This window comes from Pseudomonas sp. UC 17F4 (assembly GCF_900101695.1).
Classification (GTDB): Bacteria; Pseudomonadota; Gammaproteobacteria; order Pseudomonadales; family Pseudomonadaceae; genus Aquipseudomonas.
This window is the reverse complement of sequence record NZ_FNKV01000001.1, coordinates 1,808,631-1,829,997: the sequence shown is the minus strand read 5'-3', so window position 1 is coordinate 1,829,997 and position 21,367 is coordinate 1,808,631. Positions and strand designations below refer to the sequence as shown.

Below are 21,367 nucleotides of genomic sequence, written 5' to 3'. Positions count from 1 at the left end.
CTGTCTGTCCAAAATCCTTCATTTCCAAGGAACGCCTCATGTCCCTGATCAACGAATATCGCGCTACCGAAGAAGCCATCAAAGAACTGCAAGCGCGTCTGCAGAACCTGTCGCAAGACGACAAGCTGCAAACCGAGCTGGAATTCGAAGGCAAACTGCGTGCACTGATGGGCGAATATTCGAAGTCCCTGCGTGACATCATTGCGCTGCTGGATCCAGAAGCCAAACTGAACAAAGCCCCGCGCGGCGCGGTTAAAACCACCGGCACCAAACGTGCGCGCAAGGTCAAGCAATACAAAAACCCGCACAACGGTGAAGTCATCGAAACCAAAGGCGGCAACCACAAAACCCTGAAAGAATGGAAAGCCAAATGGGGTGGTGACGTGGTTGAAGGCTGGGCAACCCTGCTGGGTTAATAAGCCCGCTGGTAACCTTGTGTTACTCGCTAAAAACGCCAGCCTTGCTGGCGTTTTTTATTTTCAACGTTTGCTTACATTCCCAATTGCAACTTAAGCGCCTGCACATGGTTACGCCACTGGCCGAGCAACAGTTGTTGCTGGGCGTCGGCGTCCAGCCAGCATTCCTGCAGGGCCCGCTCGAAATCCCCAAGGGTATTGGGCGCGCCCATCAACGGGTCGCTCAGGCGTTGCTGGCAGAAGGTTTGCCAACGCTGGCGTTCCTCGGCATTCAAGGTTTCGCTGAAATTGCGTGCGCGATAACGAAACAACAATTCTGGCAAACGTTCATCATCGAACATCCACTGCCCCTGCCCTAGTTGCTGCGGATCGACACTGCGCACTTGCTCGCACAAACGCCGATCACGATCGCCAAGAAAGCCATCATACAACTGCTGTTCCGGGTCTTCGCTGGGAGCAAACTCCTCGGCGCTATAAACCAGCGGCAATTTCTCCTGCCATTGCCCGGCGGCGGCAATCAGACTCGCCGCGCGCGCCTGATAAACAGCCATATCCAGTTGCAAACGCTGCTGATCTTCGCCACGCAATACACTCAACGGGGCGACCACCGGGCAGCGATTGATATGGATTAATTTCAACGGCACCGGCAATTGTCCGTCAGGCATTTCCTCACGACGAGTGTATAAACGCTGACGCAGTGAATCAGCATCCTCATCTATCAAGGGCTGAACATCCAGGTGCAGGTCACAGACAATCAAGGCATTGCGATTGCGCGGGTGCCAGGCCAGAGGTAATACCACCCCCAGATAATTGCGTGCCGCAGAGAAACGGCCAGAGATATGCACCATCGGTTGTAATAATCGAATCTGGTCGAGGACTTTCTGCTTGCTGCGCAGTTGAAACAACCAGTCATAAAGCTTGGGCTGTTTCTGTCGGATCAATCGCGCAAGTGCAATGGTGGCGCGCACGTCAGACAACGCTTCATGGGCCTGGCCATGGTCGATGCCATTGGCGGCAGTGAGCAACTCCAGGCGCAAACTGGTGCGCCCGTCCTGTTGTGGCCACTCGATACCGTCCGGGCGCAGGGCATAAGCAGTGCGTACGATGTCGATCAAGTCCCAGCGGCTGTTGCCGCCCTGCCACTCGCGGGCATAGGGATCAAAAAAGTTGCGATACAGGCTGTAGCGGGTGACTTCGTCGTCGAACCGCAAGCTGTTGTAGCCGGCGCCACAGGTGCCGGGGCGGGCCAGTTCGGCATGCACCCGGGTCATGAACTCGGCTTCGCTCAAGCCGTTGGCGGCCAGTTGCTGCGGAGTGATGCCGGTGACCAGGCAAGCCTTGGGATGCGGCAGGATATCGGCGCTGGGCTGGCAATAGAAGTTGATCGGCGCCTCGATCTCGTTGAGGTCAAGGTCGGTGCGCACCCCGGCGACCTGCAAGGGCCGGTCGTTGCGCGGGTTGATACCGGTGGTTTCGTAGTCGTGCCAGAAAATGCTGGAGCTCACGGGGTCGTCCTGAACAGAAGGTCGCCCAGAGTCTAGGGCCAGCAGCCCGTCACGGCCAGCGTCAGGCCGAAGCGTTCAACGGATGGAAGCTGAAATAGTTGCGCAGGGCACGCACCAGTTGCTCGTAGTCACGTGGCGCCTGCAGCAGCATGAAACCCGAGTCGTAATGCCCGGGCGTCTGGTCTTCATGGCTCCACAGGCAACTGGCGGTGAGGTTGATCAGGTGCACTGCGCCATCGCGGCCCGGGACTTTGAGCTGCAACTCGAAATCCGGGCCGACCAGCATCGGCAGCTGGCTGATCAGCATCAGGCCGTCTTCGGACACATTTCCCAGGTAGCCGATGGGCTGGTCGGTGAAGCGGTTGAAGACTTTGAGAAAATAAGGGAGCTGGTGACGCTCGATGCGGCGCTCGTCAAACATGGTCGGGATCGCTGTCGAAGACCCTTTTAGCAGGGCCGCGCTAGGGCTGCTGTTTTTCATTCATTTCAGCAACAAGATTAGCGCACCCTGACCCGCGCGTCACAATCAGACCTGCTGACTTTAGTATTAACGCCAAGGCGTGGTGGTTGCCGGGCGGGCAATCGCCGCTTCGCCGCTGCGGTAGTGGCCCAGTTGTTCGAGGGTCTGCAGCCGGGCACGGGCACGGAACGCGTACTCGCTCTGCGGGTAGCGCTGAAGAATGAACTGGTAGGTCTGCGCCGCATCGACGAACAATTTCTGCCGTTCCAGGCACTGGCCACGCAGCAGCGACACTTCCGGCTGGATGAACGGTCGGGCACGGCTGGTGCGCTCGACCTGGGACAGCTCGAGCATGACCTTCTCGCAGTTGCCCCGGTCATAGGCGCGGTAGGCGTTGTTCAAATGATGGTCCATCGACCAGCGGGTGCAACCGACGACGCTGGTGGCCAGGGCTAAAACGATCAAGGCTCGCATGGGGGATCTCCTGTATTGAGCAGTGTATCGGCTTTGTGCGGAAAATCTGTAGACATGGCTGGCTGCACTGGCCTCATCGCGGGTCAAGCCCGCTCCCACACCAGCGGCGCTCGGGCCCTGTAGCCGTTCAAACGCCACCCGCGCTAACCGCCAGGTAGTGCAAAGGAACAATGACTACAGCGATTTTCCGGAGTAGCCTTTCGCTGCGCTTCACTATAGGAGTCTGTGCATGACCATCCGCCGTACCAAAATCGTCGCCACCCTTGGCCCCGCCAGCAACTCGCCGGAAGTGATCGAGCAACTGATCCTCGCCGGCCTGGATGTCGCTCGCCTGAACTTCTCCCACGGCACGCCTGACGAGCACAAGGCTCGCGCGCGCCTGATCCGCGATATCGCTGCCCGCCTGGGCCGCCACGTGGCGCTGCTCGGTGACCTGCAAGGGCCGAAGATCCGTATCGCCAAGTTCAGCAACAAGCGTATCGAACTCAAGGTCGGTGACCGCTTCACCTTCTCCACCGCCCATCCGCTGACCGAAGGCACCCAGGATATCGTCGGCATCGACTATCCGGACCTGGTCAAGGACTGCGGCGTCGGCGATGAGCTGCTGCTCGACGACGGCCGCGTGGTCATGCGCGTAACCAGCGCCACCGCCGACGCCCTGCACTGCGAAGTGCTGATCGGCGGCCCGCTGTCCGACCATAAAGGCATCAACCGTCGCGGCGGCGGCCTGACAGCTCCGGCGCTGACCGAAAAAGACAAGGCCGACATCAAGCTGGCAGCCGAAATGGACCTGGACTACCTGGCCGTTTCCTTCCCGCGCGACGCCTCCGACATGGAATACGCCCGTCGCCTGCGCGACGAAGCCGGCGGTAGCGCCTGGCTGGTGGCCAAGATCGAGCGCGCCGAAGCGGTCGCCGATGACGAGACCCTCGACGGCCTGATCGCCGCCAGTGACGCGGTCATGGTGGCCCGTGGCGACCTGGGCGTGGAAATCGGCGATGCCGAGCTGATCGCGATCCAGAAGAAGATCATCCAGCACGCCCGCCGCAACAACAAGGCGGTGATCGTGGCGACCCAGATGATGGAGTCGATGATCCAGAACCCGATGCCGACCCGCGCCGAAGTGTCCGACGTGGCCAACGCCGTGCTGGACAACACCGATGCGGTGATGCTCTCGGCCGAAAGCGCCGCCGGCGCCTACCCGATCGAAGCGGTACAGGCCATGGCGCGCATCTGCCTGGGCGCGGAAAAGCACCCGACCAGCCAGAAGTCCAGCCACCGTCTGCACACCCGCTTCGAGCGCTGCGACGAAAGCATCGCCCTGGCGGCCATGTACACCGCCAACCACTTCCCCGGCGTCAAGGCAATCATCGCCCTCACCGAAAGTGGCTACACCCCGCTGATCATGTCGCGCCTGCGTTCCTCGGTGCCGATCTACGCGTTCTCGCCGCACCGCGCCACCCTGGCTCGCGCTGCGATGTTCCGTGGCGTGTACCCGGTGGCTTTCGATCCGGCAGCCCTGCCGGCGGAGAAAGTCAGCCAGGCGGCAGTCGACGAGTTGCTGCAGCGCGGCGCGGTCGAGCCAGGTGACTGGGCGATCCTGACCAAAGGCGACAGCTACCACACCATCGGTGGTACCAACGGCATGAAGATCCTGCACGTCGGTGATTCGCTGGTCTGATGCTCAGCCCCTGCTGAACAAAGCCCCGTAGCCTGTGCTGCGGGGCTTTTTTTTGCCTGCTGGAATCAGGCATGACCGGTGAACACATCGGCAAGCAACTGATTGCGCGGCAGGCCGGCGAGAAACATGCGCCGGGCAAACTGCTCGACACTGGCCGCCGAGCCACAGGCCAGGGTCACGGTCTGGCGTGACGGCAGGCGTAGCGCCGCCAGAGCCTGGGGCAACTGCTGCGGGGTCAGCAGCTCGACCTGCAATTGCGGATGCTGGCTGGCAAGCGCCGTCAGTGCGGGCGCCAGGTAATGTTCCTGCGGGTCATGGGCCAGGTGCAGCAGGCGAATCGGGCCGTGGTGTTCCTGGCGCAAGGCTTCGCGCACAATCCCCCATAACGGCGCCAGGCCAGTGCCGGCGGCCAGCAGCCACAACGGGCGCTCCTGCCAGTCCGGATCGTAATGCAAGGCGCCGCCGCGCAACTCGCCCAAGCGCAACGTCGAACCGATAGTCAGTTGCCGGGCGGCATCGCAGAAGGCACCGGGTTGCCGGCAATCGAGGTGAAACTCGAGAAAGCCGTCCTCCCCCGGCAGGCTCGCCAGCGAATAAGGCCGGGCGACCCCGTTCGGGCTCCACAACACCAGGTGCTGGCCGGCCTGGTAGCGTAGTGCCCTTTGCGGCTCAAGCCGCAGGCGCAGCACCGTCGGGCTCAGCCAGTCGAGGCCGCTGACTTCGGCCGGCAGGCCATCTGCGAGCGGGTCGAACAAGGCCACCTGCAAATCTTCTTCGACACTGCACTGGCACGCCAGGCGCCAACCTTGCTGGCGTTTGTCCGCCGCCAGGGCATCGGGCCGGGCATCTGCGGGCTGGCCTTGCAGGCAGCGCACCAGGCAGGCGTGGCAACTGCCGGCACGGCAACTGTAGGGCACCGCCAGCCCGACATCATTAAGGGCATCGAGCAGGTTGCTGCCCGCGGCCACCTGCCATTGTCGCTCAGCGACCCGCAACTCAGGCATCGACGGCCTCCCAGGCGGCCAGGCAGCGGTTGCGCCCACAGTGTTTGGCCCGGTACAAGGCCTGATCGGCACGTTGCAAGGCGTCATCGAGATCATCGCCAGGCGCCAACAGGGTCAGCCCGGCCGACAGGCTTAACGGTTCGACGCGCAAGCCGACCGCTGGCGGCTGGGCCAGGGCAAAGGCCTTGCGCAAGCGTTCACAACAGCTGAACAGCTGCGCTTGGCTGCAATCGGGCAGCAACAGCACGAACTCTTCGCCACCGTAACGGGCCAGCACCGCAGTGTCGCCCAGGCAATCGCTGGCGATCGAGGCGAAGGCTTGCAGCACCTGGTCGCCGGCGGCATGCCCATAGACATCGTTGATGCGCTTGAAATGATCGAGGTCGATCAACGCCAGGCCGTGGCTGCTGTCTGCGCGCATGTGCGCAAGCTCGCGGCTGGCCAGACTGAGAAAATGCCGACGGTTGAACAGCCCGGTCAGTTCGTCGGTGGCCACCAGGTCTTCAAGCTGGCGCATCATGCCGCGCAAGGTGTCCTGATGGGCTTGCAAGGCATAGCGGCGTTGGCGCATGCGCTGGCGAGCGGCCTGCACATAGCGGGCATACAGGCACAACCAGCACAGCACCACCAGCAAGGCACTGGCCTGCAACGCCAGCAGCGAACCGGCGAAATGCGGCACCTGCCAGGCCTCCCAGGCAATCAGGCCGAAGAAGCTGCACAGCACCAGCAGCGCGCAGCGCACGAACACCCGCCCCCTCAGGTGAAACAGGCCGAACATCAGAATCAACGGATAAAACATCAGAAAAGTACCGCGGCCCTGGTCAAGCTGGGCCAGCAGCCAGGTTTGCCAGGCAATCGCCAGCAACACCTGGAATTCGGTCAGGCTCGGGTCGCCAAAGCGCAGGTTGCGGCCACTGGCAAACACCCAGCCGAGCAGCAACTGGCTCATCAGCAACAAGCCGCTGCCCAGCAACAAGACATCCAGGGAGGCTTGCAGATGGCCATTCAACAGCGCAACCCAGACCAGCGCCAGCACCAACAGATAGGTGCCGGCCGCCATGAGAAAACGTTTGAGGAGAAGCTTCTGCAGCGCTGTTTCGGTCACAGGTGGCTCACCGTGCTCTGGCCAGGGCAGAGGAATAAGGCATGGCCAACCGCCACTTTAGGGTGTGTGAAGAATAATTGCCATGTTTCCACATATCGGCCCTGGCAGGCATTCAGGCAAGAACAGTGCCCGGCCACTGCCGACCTTGGTGGGGACCTTTGGTACGTGTGCCAACCGCGGATGCGCGCTATACTGCCGCGCCTTTTTTGCGCCGACAGCCTTGCGTTGGCGCCTGTTGAAGGTCGTTTCGACACCTCGGCCAGTCCGCGTCGGAATACCTTAATGAATGTTCCCGTCTTTAAGAGGAGCGCGCTGCATGACCGTGATCAAGCAAGACGACCTGATTCAGAGCGTTGCCGACGCCCTGCAGTTCATTTCGTACTACCACCCCGTTGATTTCATCCAGGCCATGCATGAGGCCTATCTGCGTGAAGAGTCGCCGGCTGCGCGCGATTCCATCGCCCAGATCCTGATCAACTCGCGCATGTGCGCCACCGGCCACCGGCCGATCTGCCAGGACACCGGTATCGTTACCGTGTTCGTGCGCGTCGGTATGGATGTGCGCTGGGACGGCGCGACCATGAGCCTGGACGACATGATCAACGAAGGCGTGCGCCGCGCCTATAACCTGCCGGAAAACGTCCTGCGTGCATCCATCCTGGCCGACCCGGCCGGCGCGCGTAAGAACACCAAGGACAACACCCCGGCGGTCATCCACTACTCCATCGTCCCGGGCAACACCGTGGAAGTGGACGTAGCGGCCAAGGGCGGCGGCTCCGAGAACAAGTCGAAGATGGCCATGCTCAACCCGTCCGACTCGATTGTCGACTGGGTACTCAAGACCGTTCCGACCATGGGTGCCGGCTGGTGCCCACCGGGCATGCTCGGTATCGGCATCGGCGGTACCGCCGAGAAAGCCGCGGTGATGGCCAAGGAAGTCTTGATGGAGTCCATCGACATCCACGAGCTCAAGGCCCGTGGCCCGCAGAACCGCATCGAAGAGATCCGCCTGGAACTGTTCGACAAGGTCAACCAGCTGGGTATCGGCGCCCAGGGCCTGGGCGGCCTGACCACCGTGCTCGACGTCAAGATCATGGATTACCCGACCCACGCCGCCTCGTTGCCGGTGTGCATGATCCCCAACTGCGCCGCCACCCGTCACGCCCATTTCGTGCTCGACGGTTCCGGCCCGGCCGACCTGGAAGCGCCATCGCTGGACGCCTACCCGGAGATCGTCTGGGAAGCCGGCCCATCGGCCCGCCGCGTCAACCTCGACACCCTGACCCCGGAAGACGTGCAGAGCTGGAAGCCGGGCGAGACCATCCTGCTCAACGGCAAGATGCTCACCGGTCGCGACGCTGCGCACAAGCGCATGGTCGAGATGCTCAACAAGGGCGAAGAATTGCCGGTCGACCTCAAGGGTCGCTTCATCTACTACGTCGGCCCGGTTGATCCGGTCGGTGACGAAGTGGTTGGCCCGGCCGGCCCGACCACCGCAACGCGGATGGACAAGTTCACCCGGCAGATCCTCGAGCAGACCGGCCTGTTGGGCATGATCGGCAAATCCGAGCGCGGCCCGACCGCCATCGAAGCGATCAAGGACAACAAGGCCGTGTACCTGATGGCCGTCGGCGGCGCTGCCTACCTGGTGGCCCAGGCGATCAAGAAGTCCAAGGTCCTGGCCTTTGCCGAACTGGGCATGGAAGCGATCTACGAGTTCGAGGTCAAGGACATGCCGGTCACCGTCGCGGTCGACAGCAACGGCGAGTCGGTACACATCACCGGCCCTGCGATCTGGCAGCACAAGATCGCTGAAAGCCTGGCGGTGGAAGTGAAGTAAGCCTCAGGGTTTGCTGGTACAAGAAAGCGGCAGGTGGATTATTCCCCTGCCGCTTTTTTATTGCCTGTACGGGCCTCATCGCTGGCGAACAAGGACACCATAGACCGCCAACCGGCCTCAGGCTCAATCGCGCCGATCGAGCAGGTTGACCACCAGCCGGTCGAGCCAGCCCCACAAGCGTTGCTGCACCCGCTTCCACAACGGTCGCGCATGCCAGTGGGCAAGGTCCACGGCCAGGCTCTGGGCAAAGTCGCGCTCAAAGCTCGCCGCCACGTCGGCGGTCAGGGGTGGGTCGATGGCTTCGACGTTGGCTTCGAGGTTGAAGCGCAGGTTCCAGTGGTCGAAGTTGCACGAGCCGATGCTCACCCAGTCATCCACCAGCACCATCTTCAGGTGCAGGAAGCACGGCTGGTACTCGAAGATCTTCACCCCGGCGCGCAACAGCCGCGGGTAATAGCGATGGCCGGCATAGCGCACCGACGGGTGATCGGTACGCGGCCCGGTCAGCAGCAAACGCACATCGACGCCGCGGGAAGCAGCACGGCGCAGGGAACGGCGCACTTTCCAGGTCGGCAAGAAGTACGGCGTGGCCAGCCAGATGCGCCGCTGGCCGCTGTTCAGCGCACGCACCAGCGACTGCAGAATGTCCCGGTGCTGGCGGGCGTCGGCATAGGCCACGCGGCCCAGGCCGGCGCCACTGAGCGGGATCGGCGGCAAACGCGGCAGGCCGAAGTGGGTTGGCGGCCGCCAGGCGGTGCGGCGCAGGTTGGCCCGCCACTGACGGTCGAAGAGCATCTGCCAGTCGGCCACCAGCGGGCCTTGCATCTGCACCATCACTTCGTGCCACTCGCTGACGTCTTCAGTGGGCGTCCAGAACTGGTCGGTAACGCCGGTGCCACCCACCACCGCCCAATGCTGGTCGACCAGCAGCAGCTTGCGGTGATCGCGATACAGGTTGCGCAAGCCCCGGCGCCAGCGCAGGCGGTTGTACCAGCGCAGCTCGACACCAGCGGCCAGCAAGCGCTGGCGCAGGCTCAGGGTAAAAGCCAGCGAGCCGTAGTCATCGAACAGGCAACGCACTTGCACACCGCGCTCGGCGGCCTGCACCAGGGCCTGGACCATGGTTTCGGCGCAGGCGCCCGCCTCCACCAGGTACAGCTCTAGGTCCACCTGGTGCTCGGCGCGCACGATCGCGGTAAGCATGCGCGGGAAAAACTCGGGACCGTCGATCAATAGCTCGAACTGATTGCCATCGCGCCAGGGAAAGACCGGTCCGGCCATCTCAGCGCGCCGTAAAAATCAGCACCGCAGCCACCGGCACCGACGGGCTGATGGACTTGAGCCCGGCCAGCTTGCGCAGGGTGGCAAGGCCTGGGAGCAGATCGAAATCATCGGCGCGCAGCATCAACGGCTCCAGGGTGACCACCTGAAAGCGCCGCTCATCCAGGCGGGTCGCCAGCAACAGGGCGCTGTAGCTGTGCTGCTTGCCATGCAGGCTGACCGTCACCGGCAGGCGCAGTTCGACCTGGGCGCCATTGGCCAGGTCGTTGATCGGACGCAGGTCGATCTGTGCGTTGACCTTGGCCTCGGGGAATTTGCTGAACTCGAACAGCTCCTTGCGCATGCGCTCGTCACGCAGCGGTACGCTGCTGCTGTTGGAGTCCATCTCGATCAGCAGCTCGGCGGCGCCCTTGCGATCGACCTTGCCATGCAGGACGAGGAAGCGATGCACCTCGGCGGTGTCGCCATTCTTGCTGGAGACGAACGACAGGCGCGACGATTCGCCGTCCAGGTGCCAGTTGGCCTGGGCAGGGAGACTCAAGACGACCAGCAGGGCAAGCAGAAGACGCGGCAGACTGAACATGTGAAATCCTGTAACACAATGGTCGTCAACCTTACCCGGCTGCCTTCACGGCAGCAAGCGACAGCCCTCGCGCGGCCCCAGCCACTGCGCATGATTCTCCACCCCCAGGCCGGCAGCGCTGATCAGCCGCTGCTGCGCGTCTTCGTCCAGGCGGCTGAGCGGCAGGTACTGCTGCACGTAGCTGCGACAGTACTGCGGATCGAAACCCATGACATAACGGCACGAGCAGTACTCCTTGGCCGAGTAGGCACTGAGAATGCCTGGGAAATCCATCAGTGCCTGGCGCTCATACCAGGCCCAGGCGCCAGCCAGCAGCACCAGCACCAGCAACACGCGCTTCATGGCCGCACCTCATCGACCGCAGGCAGTACCCGCTTGAGCAGTTCGTTGTGGGCGTAACTGGCATCGCGATCATCGGCGTAGCGCACGATCACCAGCTTCTGCGCCGGCAGCACATACAGCGCCTGCCCCCAGTGCCCGAGGGCTGCGTAGGTATCGGCCGGCGCATCCGGCCAGGGTCGCGGACTGCCGGGCAGCGGCTGGTTGAGCCACCAGTGCCCACCCGGGTTGGCTTCACCCGGCTGGGCGGTGACCGGCAGGAATGGCTGGCGATTGAACGCCACCCAGTCGCTGGACAGTAGCTGGCGCGACTGCCAGCGGCCTTCGCGCAGCATCAACAGGCCGATACGGGCCAGGTCGCGGGCGCTCATGTACAGGTAGGAGGAACCCACAAGGGTGTTTTTAGCGTCACGCTCCCAGACCGCACTGCTGATGCCCAGGGGCTCGAACAAGGCGTGCCAGGGATAATTCGCATAGTCAGCTTCGCCGAGCATGCCGCGCAAGGCCGCCGCCAGCACATTGCTGTCGCCACTGGAGTAAAGAAAACGCTGCCCGGCGCTGGCCGCTTCGGGTCTGGCTGCGGTGTAGCCGGCCATGTCGCCGCGCCCGCGGGTGTAGAGCATTGCCACCACCGAGGACTTGAGCGGCGCGTACTCGTAGTCTTCCTGCCAGTCCAGGCCGCTGGCCCAGTGCAGCAGGTCTTCGATGCGCACCTGGGGATGGGCGCGCATCGGCGGGTAGAAACGCGCCAGCGGATCGTGCAGGTCAAAGCGGCCTTCGCCGTGGGCGACGCCGAGCAGGGTCGCCAGCACGCTCTTGCTGATCGACCAGGTCAGGTGCGCGGTTGCAGCGCTGCTGGGCGCGGCATAGCGTTCATAGACAATGCGCCCGTCGGCGATCACCAGCAGCGCGTCGGTGCGTACGCCCTGGCGCTGCTGATCATCGCGAGGGGCGAAGGCATAACGCTCCACCGCCTGCCAGGCGCTACGGTTGGCCACGGGCGCAACGGTCCAGTCAGGTACAGGCCACAACTCCTGCGCTGGCACGGCCTTGCTCAAGGCCAACAGCGCCAGCATCCACCACGCCACGTTGCTCATGCCGCTTACTCAAGGCCAGGGTTTGCCCAGCCTGCCAGCGTTTCATGACAGTCCGGCGGCAGCCCAGGCCTTGGCCAAACGCTTGGCCCGGGCGGCGCTGGCGATTTCCAGCAGGCCCTGGTCGCGCTGCCACAGGCTTGCCCATTCACCAGGGCTGGCCAGCAGCGCCTGGTTGATCTCCTCCTTCATGGCGTTGAACTGCGCGAACAGGCCGCCCAGCAATAAATGGCTGGCTGAAGCCTCCGCGCATTGGCGGGTGCTTTCGGCACAGGCGCCGAGCAAGCCGATCAGGCGCAGTTGCAGGTTTTGCGCCCAGCCCGATTCCTGGCCGACGCCATACAGCCAGGCGCACAGGGCACTGAGCACGTAGAGGTCTTCCAAGGAGCGGAAGGGTTTGACGTAGGCATCCCAACCATCGCCCGCCAGCCGTTCGCACAACGCCCCTTGCAGGTGCAGGCGGGCATGGCCGACCTCCGGCATCAATGGCAAGGCCGGCAGCGGTTCGAGGCGCACCCCGGGCTCGCCGGCATAAACCACCGCCAGGCTCAGCTCAGGCGCCTGCCCTTGTGGCTCGCAGCGCGCCGCCACCAGCAGCCATTCGGCATCCAGCCCGGCGGTGACGAAGTCCTTGCTGCCGCTCAGGCGCAGGTCATCCAGGCGCACCTGCATGTCGGCCGGACGCACGCTGCGCCGCTCGCTGGCGCACAGGGCGCCGAGGCTCGGCGGCGCGCTCGGCCACAGTACCCGCAGGGCCGCCTGGTAGCCGAGCAGAAACGCCAGGCCCGGGGTGGCCATGGCGCGTGCGCCGAGCACCGCCAGCTCGAACGGGCTGACCGTGCCCAGGCGTGCCAGCAAGGTGGAATAGGTATCGGCCAGCGTGGCCGCCTGGGGGTGTCGCTGTCGGTCGTTGAGTCGTTGCAGCCAGGCCATCGAAGCGCTCCTTGGGGGCTGTCATACAAGCATCACCAATTGTTCACGGGGGTGACACCGCATCTACCTAGGCTGACTTTGCACAACAAAGTCGACCGGCCGCAACCCCATGGCTGGCTTATGGAGACACGCAATGACTCGGATCGCTCGCTCTGGCGACAACAGCACTGAACGCCGTCTGCAAGCCGAACGCCTGGTCGGCCCGGCAGCCCTGCAGGAAGCCCAGGCCCTGAGGTTCAGCGTATTCAGCGGTGAATTCAAGGCCAAGCTCAAAGGCGCCGAACTGGGCCTGGACATGGATGACTACGACATTCATTGCCGCCACATCGGCGTGCGCGACTTGACCAGCGGGCGCCTGGTCGCCACCACCCGCCTGCTCGACCATCAGGCTGCCAGCAGCCTGGGGCGCTTCTACAGCGAAGAGGAATTCAGCCTGCACGGCCTCGGCCACCTGCAAGGGCCAATCCTCGAACTGGGGCGCACCTGCGTCGACCCGGCCTACCGCAACGGCGGCACCATCGCCGTGCTCTGGGCGGAACTCGCCGAAGTGCTCAACGAGGGCCGCTACAGCTACCTCATGGGTTGCGCCAGCATCCCCATGCAGGATGGCGGCGTGCAGGCCCATGCGATCATGCAACGCCTGCGCGAACGTTACCTGTGCACCGAGCACCTGCGCGCCGAACCGAAAAACCCGCTGCCAAGCCTGGCCCTGCCGGGTAACGTCATCGCCGAGATGCCGCCGCTGCTCAAGGCGTATATGCGCCTGGGGGCGAAGATCTGCGGCGAGCCGTGCTGGGACGAAGACTTCCAGGTCGCCGACGTGTTCATCCTGCTCAAGCGCGACGAGCTGTGCCCGCGCTATGCCCGGCACTTCAAGGCGGCGGTCTGATGCAGCGCCTGCGCGTCTATGGGCGCGTGGTCCGGGTGCTGCTGGTGGTGCTGTTCGGCCTGGCCATGGCCGCGCTGTTCACCCTCTACGAGCGCCTGCGCGTACCGGCCTCGACCGAGCGTCGGCAGCGCTGGTCGCAGCTGTTCATGGGCAGGCTGAGCAACGCCCTGCCGTTCAAGGTGCGGGTGGTGGGCCAGGTGCCGCAGCAACCGATGCTGTGGGTCAGCAACCATGTGTCCTGGACCGACATCCCGTTGCTGGGCATGCTTGCGCCGCTGTCGTTCCTGTCCAAGGCCGAAGTGCGCACCTGGCCGATTGCCGGCTGGCTGGCGCTCAAGGCCGGCACTCTATTTATCCGCCGCGGTGGTAACGACAGCCAGCTGCTGCGCCAGCAGATCAGCCAGCACCTGCAACAAGGCAGTGCATTGTTGATTTTCCCCGAAGGCACCACCACCGACGGGCGCAGCCTGCGCACCTTTCATGGGCGCCTGCTGGCCAGTGCCATCGATACACAAACCCCGTTGCAGCCGGTCGCCCTGCGCTACCTGCGCAACGGCCAGAGCGATGCGATCGCACCGTTTATCGGTAATGACGATTTGCTCTCGCACCTGTTCCGGCTGTTTGCCAATGATTGCGCCGAGGTCGAGATCCATCTGCTCGCGCCAATTGCCAGCGCCGGCGAAGAACGCGCCGCCCTGGCGTTCAAGGCGCAGCAGGTAATCCAGCAGGCACTGTTCGGCAGCGAACCGGTTGCCCAGCCACAACGCCGGGCCAGGGCCGCCTAGGTATTGGCCCTGGCAAAGCGCTGAAGCTCTGGGTAGAAATTGCGAAAGTCATTCAGCAATGGCTGGTACAGCGCCGTCACCTCCTCTATCGCACCGTCCATGCCTTCGGGCCGTGACAGGCGCCGGGCAATGCCGCGAAACACTTGTTCGAGCACCGCGAATTCGCGGTAAGACCCCAGCCAGTCATCGGCGGCCATGTACGGCGCGATTTGCGCCAGGCGCCCGGGCAAGGCCGGCTCGGCGGCGAGGACCTGGTACACGCGGTCGGTGAACTGGCCCAATGGCTGCTCAGCGTAGTCCTGCCAGTGCAAGGCCAGGCAGTGGTCGAAAAACACATCGAGGATGATCCCGGCATAACGCCGCCGCTGCCGCGGAAAACGCGCCAGCGCCGCCAGCACCAGTGGATGGCTGTCGGTGTAGACGTCGATCTGCCGGTGCAAACGAATCGCCGCTTCCAGCGACGGGGCAAAGCGCCCCTGCAACGGCCCTTTGACGAAATCGCCATAGAGGCTGCCGAGCAATTGCTCGGGCTGCTGACCGCCGAGGTGAAGGTGTGCGAGGTAGTTCATGGACTGGGATTCTAGCACCCCGGCATCTATATCGTTATAACCCGATATAGCGATTTACGCTGAACTCAGAACCACATCATATTTGTATATCGCGAAATACCGATTTATATTTCGCCACATCGCGATATACCGCTACACAACCACGAGCCCAACCATGCCTCTCGATCTCGACGAAATAATAAAAGCCCTGGCCCACCCAGTACGGCGAGAAATCCTCAACTGGCTGAAGGACCCCGACGCGCAGTTCCCCGACCAGCACCACAGCACCGAACACGGTGTGTGTGCCGGGCAGATCGATCAACGCTGCGGCCTGTCGCAGTCGACCGTTTCTGCCCACCTGGCGACCCTGCAGCGCGCGGGCCTGATCAGCAGCCAGAAGATTGGCCAGTGGCATTTTTTCAAACGCAACGAGGAAACCATCCAGGCCTTCCTCCAGCAGATGAGCCAAGAGCTCTGACAAGGACCTTGCAATGCCCCTTTCGCTGATAATCCTGGCGCTCAGCGCCTTCGCCATCGGTACCACCGAGTTCGTCATCATGGGTCTGCTGCCCGACGTGGCGGCAGACCTGGGTGTGTCGATTCCCGGGGCCGGCTGGCTGGTCACCGGTTACGCCCTGGGCGTGGCCATCGGTGCGCCGTTCATGGCTCTGGCCACCTCGCGCCTGCCGCGTAAAGCGGCGCTGATTGCGCTGATGGGCGTGTTCATCGTCGGCAACCTGCTGTGTGCGGTGGCCAGCGACTACAACCTGCTGATGTTCGCCCGGGTGGTGACCGCCCTGTGCCACGGTGCCTTCTTCGGAATCGGCTCGGTGGTCGCGGCCAGCCTGGTGCCGGCCAACCGCCGCGCCTCGGCCGTGGCCTTGATGTTCACCGGCCTGACCCTGGCCAACGTGCTGGGTGTGCCGCTGGGCACCGCGCTGGGCCAGGAATACGGCTGGCGCTCGACTTTCTGGGCGGTAACCGTGATCGGCGTGATTGCCTTGATCGGCCTGATCCGCTTCCTGCCGTTTCGCCATGACGAAGAAAAACTCGACATGCGCGCCGAACTGGCTGCGCTCAAAGGCGCCGGCATCTGGCTGTCGCTGTCGATGACCGTACTGTTCTCAGCCTCGATGTTCGCCTTGTTCACCTATGTCGCGCCGCTGCTTGGCGACGTCACCGGCGTTTCGCCACGGGGCGTGACCTGGACCCTGCTGCTGATCGGCGTCGGCCTGACCCTGGGCAATATCGTCGGCGGCAAGCTGGCCGACAAGCGCCTGGGCGCCACCCTGGTCGGCGTGTTCGCCAGCATGGCGGTGGTCTCCACCGTGCTGAGCTGGACCAGCGTCGCGCTGATTCCGGCCGAAATCACCCTGTTCCTCTGGGCCACCGCCGCCTTTGCCGCCGTGCCTGCCCTGCAAGTCAACGTGGTGACCTTCGGCAAGGCCGCGCCGAACCTGGTCTCGACCCTGAACATCGGCGCCTTCAACCTGGGCAACGCCCTTGGCGCCTGGGTCGGCGGCACCGTCATCGCCCAGGGCCTGGGCCTGACCCGCGTGCCCCTGGCCGCCGCAGCGCTGGCGGTACTGGCGCTGATCGTCACCCTGATCACCTTCAGCCAGAGCGGCAAAAAAGCCGAACTGGCACCTGCCACTCACTGATAAGCCTTGAGGTATTTATGACGACGCTTTTTGATCCGATCACCCTCGGCGACCTCGTGCTGCCGAACCGCATCATCATGGCCCCACTGACCCGCTGCCGCGCCGATGAAGGCCGGGTGCCCAACGCACTGATGGCCGAGTACTACGTGCAGCGCGCCAGCGCCGGGCTGATTCTCAGCGAAGCGACCTCGGTGACGCCCATGGGCGTCGGCTACCCGGACACCCCGGGCATCTGGTCCAACGACCAGGTGCGCGGCTGGACCAACGTGACCAAGGCCGTGCATGGCGCCGGCGGGCGGATTTTCCTGCAGCTGTGGCACGTAGGGCGGATCTCCCACCCCAGCTACCTCAATGGTGAAACCCCGGTCGCGCCGAGCGCCATCCAGCCCAAAGGCCATGTCAGCCTGGTGCGCCCACTGGCCGATTACCCGACCCCGCGGGCACTGGAAACCGCAGAAATCGCCGACATTGTCGAGGCTTACCGTACCGGCGCCGAGAATGCCAAGGCGGCCGGTTTCGATGGCGTTGAAGTGCACGCGGCCAACGGCTACCTGATCGACCAGTTCCTGCAGAGCAGCACCAACCAGCGCGATGACCAGTACGGCGGTTCGCTGGAGAACCGTGCTCGGCTGTTGCTGGAAGTGACTGACGCGGTGAGCGAAGTCTGGGGCGCGCAACGGGTGGGTGTACACCTGGCACCGCGCGCCGACTCCCATGACATGGGCGACGCCAACCGCGCCGAGACTTTCACTTATGTGGCGCGCGAACTGGGCAAGCGCGGCATCGCCTTCATCTGCTCGCGGGAGAAGGAAGCCGACGACAGCATCGGCGCACTGATCAAAGAAGCCTTTGGCGGCCCGTATATCGTCAACGAGCGCTTCACCAAGGCCAGCGCCAACACAGCGCTGGCCAGCGGTAAAGCCGATGCGGTGGCCTTCGGCATTCCGTTCATTGCCAACCCGGACCTGCCGGCGCGGCTGGCGGCGGATGCGCCACTGAACGAAGCGCATCCGGAGACCTTCTATGGCAAGGGGCCAGTGGGTTACATCGATTATCCGCGGCTGTAGGTGCTGAACGCGATGAGGCCCTCAAGGCCGGGCGTTGATCTGCTGTTGCAGGTTCTGCACCTGGCTTTGCAGGGTATTGATATTGCGCGTCACCTGGCCACGAAACGCATCAAACTCCGCCGTCGAGGCACCGCTGCTGGCCGCCGGCGCCGGGCGGTTCTCCTGCTCGCTCTTGAGCACGATCAGGTCCTGCTCCAGGCGCTGAATCGCCGCTGAAGGGTTGCCCTGCTTCTTCAAGGCTGCCACATCAGCGTTCAGGCTCTTGAGCTCACCTTCAAGCTTGCCGCCATCCACCTGGGCCGTCTTCAATGCGGCCAGCTCCTCGTTCACACGCTTGAGCTGGGCCTGCAACTGCTCCTGCAATTTGGCATTGGCCGCTTGCTGTTCGCTGGCCTGCGCCAGCACTTGCTCCAGGCGTTTACCCAGGTCACCGGTCTGCCCGGCTACACCCTGCTGTTGCTTGCCCTGCTCGGTCAGGCTCGCCTGCAACTGCCTGATCTGCAGCTTCAGGGCTTCGCTGTCGGTGCTGACACTGCTCTCGCTGGCCGCCACCTTGCCGCTGATCGCCTGCAGGCGCCCCGCCGCTTCTTCACTGATGCGGGCAAAGCTCTCCTGGGTGGCAACCAGTTGCTGCTCCATCAGCGAAATCTGCTGAAAGCTCCACCAACCAAGGCCCGCCAGGGCAATGAACGAGGCGCCGAGCAACGCCCACAACGGGCCGCTGCTGGCCACCTTGGGCTGGGCATGCGCGGCCGCCGCACCGCCACGACGCACGCCGGCAACCGGGACAACATCATCGTCGTCACGGCTACCGGCACTCAAGGTCGGTACGTTATCGAAATCATCTGGGGCATTGTTACGCATGGGATCCCTTCAACCACGGTGATAGCAAATGGTCATTAGTATAAAGCCTGATCTGCGCACTGATCGACCGCAAAGCCGTGATCGGGTTCAGTGCTGGCCGGACGCAAGGTCCTGGGCTTTCCACCAGCCGCAGAACTCATCCAGTGCCGACCACAGGCTGACGCTGGGGCGGTAATCAAGAAACTGCCGGGCGCGGCTGATGTCGAGGGTGAAGTCCTTGCTCATCACCTGCATCCCCAAGCGTGACAGGGTCGGCTGCGGGCGGCCCGGCCAGAGCAGGCAGGCGCCTTCGTTCAAGGCTGCAAGGCTGTAGGCCAGGCCGTAGGAACGGTAGCGGGTGACTTGCGGCAGGTGCATTTGCCGCATCACATAATTGACCACATCCCACAGCGGCAAGGGATGACCGTTGCTGATGTTGTAGGCCTGGCCAAGCGCCGCGTTATCGGCGAGCAAGGCACTGATCAGCGCTTCGTTGAGGTTCTGCACGCTGGTGAAGTCGACCTTGTTCAGGCCATTGCCGATGATCGCCAGGCGCCGCTTGCGTTGCATCTGCAGCAAGCGCGGGAAGATGCTCACATCACCCGCGCCGGTGACAAAGCGCGGACGCAGGGCCAGCACTTCGAGGCCAAACTCCTGGGCGCCGAAGACCTTCTGTTCGGCCAGGTGCTTGGTGGCCCCGTAATGGTCATGAAAGCGCCGTGGCACCTGGTCTTCAGTAATGCCCAGCTGCGAGCGGCCATTGAAATAGATCGACGGCGAAGACAGGTGCACCAAGCGCCGTACATGCTCCTTCAGGCAAGCCTCGACAACGTTTTCAGTGACCACCACGTTGCCTTGGTAAAAGTCCTGGTAACGCCCCCAGTTGCCCACCGCACCGGCGCAATGCACCACCGCCTCGACGCCCTGGCACAGGCGTCGGGCCAGGTCCGGATCGCCAAGGTCACCCGGGATGAACTGCGCGCCGCGTCGCACCAGGTGCTCGACGCCTTCGGCGCGGCGGCCGTTGACCCGAACGTCAAAGCCCTGCTCCAGGGCAAAGCGCGCAAAGCGCCCGCCTATGAAGCCGCTCGCGCCGGTGACCAGAATTTGCATGTAGCACTCCGCCTAAAACAGGTTTTTCAGATACTGCTGACGCCGCCAATGCCTACAAGGGCACCAGCCACTGCCCGGCCGTCAGGCGCAGGTGATCCGTCAGTTGGCCGAGCAACTGCCCACCATTGCGCCAATGATGCCAGTACAAGGGCACGTCGATGGGTTTATCCGCGGATATTTCTACCAGGCGCCCGCTGGCCAGCTGATCGCGCACCTGCAGTTCCGGCACCAGGCCCCAGCCCAGGCCCGCTTCGGTCATGCGCAAGAAGCCTTCGGATGACGGGCACAGGTGATGGAGGAAACCGTCCTGAATACCTAACGAGGCCAGGTAACGGTGCTGAAGAAAGTCATCCGGCCCGAACACCAGCGCCGGCGTGCGCGACAGCCGCGCGGCAGCGAAACCGGCTGGAAAGTAGCGGGCCATGAACGCCGGGCTGGCCAGCGCCCGGTAGCGCATGGCGCCGAGCAACAGGCTGCGTGCGCCGGCCACCGGCCGCTCGCTGCCGCACAGGCAGGCTGCCACTTCGCCGGCACGCATGCGTTTGAGGCCGACTTCCTGGTCTTCGACCACCAGGTCGAGCAACACCTGCTGATCGGCACAGAATTCGCCCACAGCGCCTGCCCACCAGGTCGCCAGGCTGTCGGCATTGAGGGCGATGCGCAGGCGCTCGGGCATGCCCTCTGCATCCAGCGCTGGCACCTGGCTCTGCAGATCGCGCTCAAGCAGGCGCACCTGTTGCACATGGTTGAGCAGGCGCCGGCCGACATCGGTGGGGCTCGGCGGATTGGCGCGCACCAGCACCGGCTGGCCAACGCGCGCCTCGAGCAACTTGATGCGCTGGGAAATCGCCGACTGCGACAAGCCCAGCACCTGGGCGGCGCGCTCGAAACCGGCCTGTTCAATCACGGCGGCGAGGGCAGACAACAGTTTGTAATCGAACATTATTTTTCCTAATGCCAGATCAGCTTTATTTGTTTTTCTTATACAGAGGAAATCCCCACAATGGCCAGCATCTTCTTTGTATTTGCGCCCGCGCCCTGCGGGTGTCTTGTGGAGTTCCTCTTATGTGGCAAAGCTACCTGAACGGCCTGTTGGTCGCCTTCGGCCTGATCATGGCGATCGGCACGCAAAACGCCTTTGTCCTGGCACAGAGCCTGCGCCGCGAACATCACCTGCCGGTGGCGGCGCTGTGCGTGGTCTGCGATGCCATCCTGGTGGCGGCGGGCGTGTTCGGCCTGGCCACGGTGCTGGCGCAAAACCCGACCCTGCTGGCGGTGGCGCGCTGGGGTGGCGCGGTGTTTCTGATCTGGTACGGCGGCAAGGCGCTGCTGCGCGCCTGCTCGCAACAAAGCCTGCAACAGGGCGAAGGCCAGGGCTTGCGTTCGCGTCGGGCGGTGCTGCTCAGCGCCCTGGCGGTGACCCTGCTCAACCCCCACGTATACCTCGACACGGTATTGCTGATCGGCTCGCTGGGCGCCCAGCAGACCGTGCCCGGCGCTTACGTGGCCGGCGCCGCCAGCGCCTCGCTGCTGTGGTTTTTCACCCTCGCCCTGGGCGCCGCCTGGCTGGCCCCGTGGCTGGCGCGCCCAGGCACCTGGCGGCTGCTCGACCTGATGGTGGCGGTGATGATGTTTGCCGTGGCGGCGCAGCTGATCTTTACCTGAGGCGCCGCTCGTCCGACACCGGCAAAGGCTCTGGAACCTCTTTCCCGTACACTTGTTGCGTGGTTATGCACCGGGCCCGGT

Annotated in this window: 23 protein-coding genes; 9 read left to right on the top strand and 14 right to left on the bottom strand. The window is 63.7% G+C overall.

All coding sequences use genetic code 11. From position 1 onward, the window contains the following. Window positions 1-38 precede the first annotated feature (38 nt). On the top strand, window positions 39-416 hold the full coding sequence (gene mvaT / locus BLR26_RS08535; protein ID WP_045197447.1) for a histone-like nucleoid-structuring protein MvaT: 378 nt from the start codon (window positions 39-41) through the stop codon (window positions 414-416). Window positions 417-490: 74 nt separating this feature from the next. Here mvaT and sbcB read toward each other — a convergent pair whose 3' ends face one another. The 3 genes from sbcB to BLR26_RS08520 form a co-directional block, all read right to left on the bottom strand. After that, on the bottom strand, window positions 491-1,921 hold the full coding sequence (sbcB, locus tag BLR26_RS08530; protein WP_045197445.1) for an exodeoxyribonuclease I: 1,431 nt from the start codon (window positions 1,919-1,921) through the stop codon (window positions 491-493). Between the two features lie 61 nt (window positions 1,922-1,982). After that, complete coding sequence (locus BLR26_RS08525) at window positions 1,983-2,342, bottom strand: PilZ domain-containing protein (RefSeq protein WP_045197442.1); 360 nt, start codon at window positions 2,340-2,342, stop codon at window positions 1,983-1,985. A gap of 126 nt (window positions 2,343-2,468) precedes the next feature. After that, window positions 2,469-2,855 (bottom strand): tetratricopeptide repeat protein, encoded by a 387-nt coding sequence (locus tag BLR26_RS08520; protein ID WP_045197440.1) that lies wholly within the window; start codon window positions 2,853-2,855, stop codon window positions 2,469-2,471. Window positions 2,856-3,084: 229 nt separating this feature from the next. Here BLR26_RS08520 and pyk point away from each other — a divergent pair, with 229 nt between their 5' ends. Further along, a complete protein-coding gene (gene pyk, locus BLR26_RS08515) occupies window positions 3,085-4,536 on the top strand; it encodes a pyruvate kinase (protein ID WP_093379909.1) in 1,452 nt (483 codons plus the stop codon). A gap of 65 nt (window positions 4,537-4,601) precedes the next feature. Here the strand turns inward: pyk and BLR26_RS08510 are convergent, their stop codons facing one another. Together BLR26_RS08510 and BLR26_RS08505 are read right to left on the bottom strand one after the other, a co-directional pair. After that, window positions 4,602-5,540, bottom strand: a complete 939-nt coding sequence (locus tag BLR26_RS08510; protein WP_093379905.1) for an iron-sulfur-binding ferredoxin reductase — start codon at window positions 5,538-5,540, stop codon at window positions 4,602-4,604. Then, on the bottom strand, window positions 5,533-6,645 hold the full coding sequence (locus BLR26_RS08505; RefSeq protein WP_045197434.1) for a GGDEF domain-containing protein: 1,113 nt from the start codon (window positions 6,643-6,645) through the stop codon (window positions 5,533-5,535). Before BLR26_RS08505 ends, BLR26_RS08510 begins: the two co-directional genes overlap by 8 nt. Window positions 6,646-6,961: 316 nt before the next feature. On the opposite strand from BLR26_RS08505, the gene BLR26_RS08500 reads away from it, so the two are divergent. Next, window positions 6,962-8,485, top strand: coding sequence for a fumarate hydratase (locus BLR26_RS08500; RefSeq protein WP_045197431.1), 1,524 nt, complete (start codon window positions 6,962-6,964; stop codon window positions 8,483-8,485). Between the two features lie 123 nt (window positions 8,486-8,608). On the opposite strand, the gene BLR26_RS08495 is transcribed toward BLR26_RS08500, so the two are convergent. The 5 genes from BLR26_RS08495 to BLR26_RS08475 all read right to left on the bottom strand — a co-directional run bounded on the left by BLR26_RS08495 (window position 8,609) and on the right by BLR26_RS08475 (window position 12,715). Beyond that, window positions 8,609-9,766 carry a phospholipase D-like domain-containing protein gene (locus BLR26_RS08495; RefSeq protein ID WP_093379901.1) on the bottom strand — a complete coding sequence of 386 codons (1,158 nt, stop codon included), beginning with the start codon at window positions 9,764-9,766 and terminating at the stop codon, window positions 8,609-8,611. Between the two features lies 1 nt (window position 9,767). Continuing rightward, a complete protein-coding gene (locus tag BLR26_RS08490; RefSeq protein ID WP_045197427.1) occupies window positions 9,768-10,349 on the bottom strand; it encodes a YceI family protein in 582 nt (193 codons plus the stop codon). Between the two features lie 45 nt (window positions 10,350-10,394). After that, window positions 10,395-10,691: a hypothetical protein gene (locus BLR26_RS08485; RefSeq protein WP_045197425.1), complete on the bottom strand. Its 297-nt coding sequence runs from the start codon at window positions 10,689-10,691 to the stop codon at window positions 10,395-10,397. Further along, complete coding sequence (locus tag BLR26_RS08480) at window positions 10,688-11,764, bottom strand: serine hydrolase domain-containing protein (RefSeq protein ID WP_093387306.1); 1,077 nt, start codon at window positions 11,762-11,764, stop codon at window positions 10,688-10,690. The genes BLR26_RS08485 and BLR26_RS08480 overlap by 4 nt, the downstream gene beginning before the upstream one ends. A gap of 63 nt (window positions 11,765-11,827) precedes the next feature. Then, on the bottom strand, window positions 11,828-12,715 hold the full coding sequence (locus tag BLR26_RS08475; protein WP_093379897.1) for an acyl-CoA dehydrogenase middle domain-containing protein: 888 nt from the start codon (window positions 12,713-12,715) through the stop codon (window positions 11,828-11,830). A 133-nt stretch (window positions 12,716-12,848) separates the two neighbouring features. Here BLR26_RS08475 and olsB point away from each other — a divergent pair, with 133 nt between their 5' ends. Together olsB and BLR26_RS08465 are read left to right on the top strand one after the other, a co-directional pair. After that, window positions 12,849-13,604, top strand: coding sequence for an L-ornithine N(alpha)-acyltransferase (olsB, locus tag BLR26_RS08470; protein ID WP_093379894.1), 756 nt, complete (start codon window positions 12,849-12,851; stop codon window positions 13,602-13,604). Then, the gene (locus BLR26_RS08465; RefSeq protein ID WP_093379890.1) at window positions 13,604-14,389 is read left to right on the top strand and encodes a lysophospholipid acyltransferase family protein; all 786 of its coding nucleotides are present in this window, start codon (window positions 13,604-13,606) and stop codon (window positions 14,387-14,389) included. Before olsB ends, BLR26_RS08465 begins: the two co-directional genes overlap by 1 nt. Here the strand turns inward: BLR26_RS08465 and BLR26_RS08460 are convergent. Further along, window positions 14,386-14,958 carry an acyl carrier protein phosphodiesterase gene (locus BLR26_RS08460; protein WP_093379886.1) on the bottom strand — a complete coding sequence of 191 codons (573 nt, stop codon included), beginning with the start codon at window positions 14,956-14,958 and terminating at the stop codon, window positions 14,386-14,388. The two genes, BLR26_RS08465 and BLR26_RS08460, sit on opposite strands and share 4 nt — an antisense overlap. A 154-nt stretch (window positions 14,959-15,112) precedes the next feature. On the opposite strand from BLR26_RS08460, the gene BLR26_RS08455 reads away from it, so the two are divergent. Genes BLR26_RS08455 through BLR26_RS08445 form a run of 3 tightly spaced genes read left to right on the top strand, consistent with a single transcriptional unit; the run spans window position 15,113 to window position 17,665 of the window. Next, window positions 15,113-15,415: an ArsR/SmtB family transcription factor gene (locus BLR26_RS08455; RefSeq protein ID WP_038998919.1), complete on the top strand. Its 303-nt coding sequence runs from the start codon at window positions 15,113-15,115 to the stop codon at window positions 15,413-15,415. A gap of 13 nt (window positions 15,416-15,428) precedes the next feature. Then, a complete protein-coding gene (locus tag BLR26_RS08450) occupies window positions 15,429-16,598 on the top strand; it encodes an MFS transporter (protein ID WP_093379882.1) in 1,170 nt (389 codons plus the stop codon). A gap of 17 nt (window positions 16,599-16,615) precedes the next feature. Continuing rightward, entirely contained in the window at window positions 16,616-17,665 is a 1,050-nt protein-coding gene (locus BLR26_RS08445; protein WP_093379878.1) for an alkene reductase, read from the top strand. Window positions 17,666-17,686: 21 nt separating this feature from the next. Here BLR26_RS08445 and BLR26_RS08440 read toward each other — a convergent pair whose 3' ends face one another. The 3 genes from BLR26_RS08440 to BLR26_RS08430 form a co-directional block, all read right to left on the bottom strand. Then, window positions 17,687-18,529 (bottom strand): hypothetical protein, encoded by an 843-nt coding sequence (locus BLR26_RS08440; protein ID WP_045197411.1) that lies wholly within the window; start codon window positions 18,527-18,529, stop codon window positions 17,687-17,689. A gap of 87 nt (window positions 18,530-18,616) precedes the next feature. Then, window positions 18,617-19,621, bottom strand: coding sequence for an NAD-dependent epimerase/dehydratase family protein (locus BLR26_RS08435; protein WP_045197409.1), 1,005 nt, complete (start codon window positions 19,619-19,621; stop codon window positions 18,617-18,619). Between the two features lie 52 nt (window positions 19,622-19,673). Beyond that, window positions 19,674-20,564, bottom strand: coding sequence for a LysR family transcriptional regulator ArgP (locus tag BLR26_RS08430; protein WP_045197407.1), 891 nt, complete (start codon window positions 20,562-20,564; stop codon window positions 19,674-19,676). Between the two features lie 122 nt (window positions 20,565-20,686). On the opposite strand from BLR26_RS08430, the gene BLR26_RS08425 reads away from it, so the two are divergent. Next, window positions 20,687-21,286, top strand: a complete 600-nt coding sequence (locus BLR26_RS08425) for a LysE/ArgO family amino acid transporter (protein WP_093379874.1) — start codon at window positions 20,687-20,689, stop codon at window positions 21,284-21,286. Window positions 21,287-21,367 lie beyond the last annotated feature (81 nt).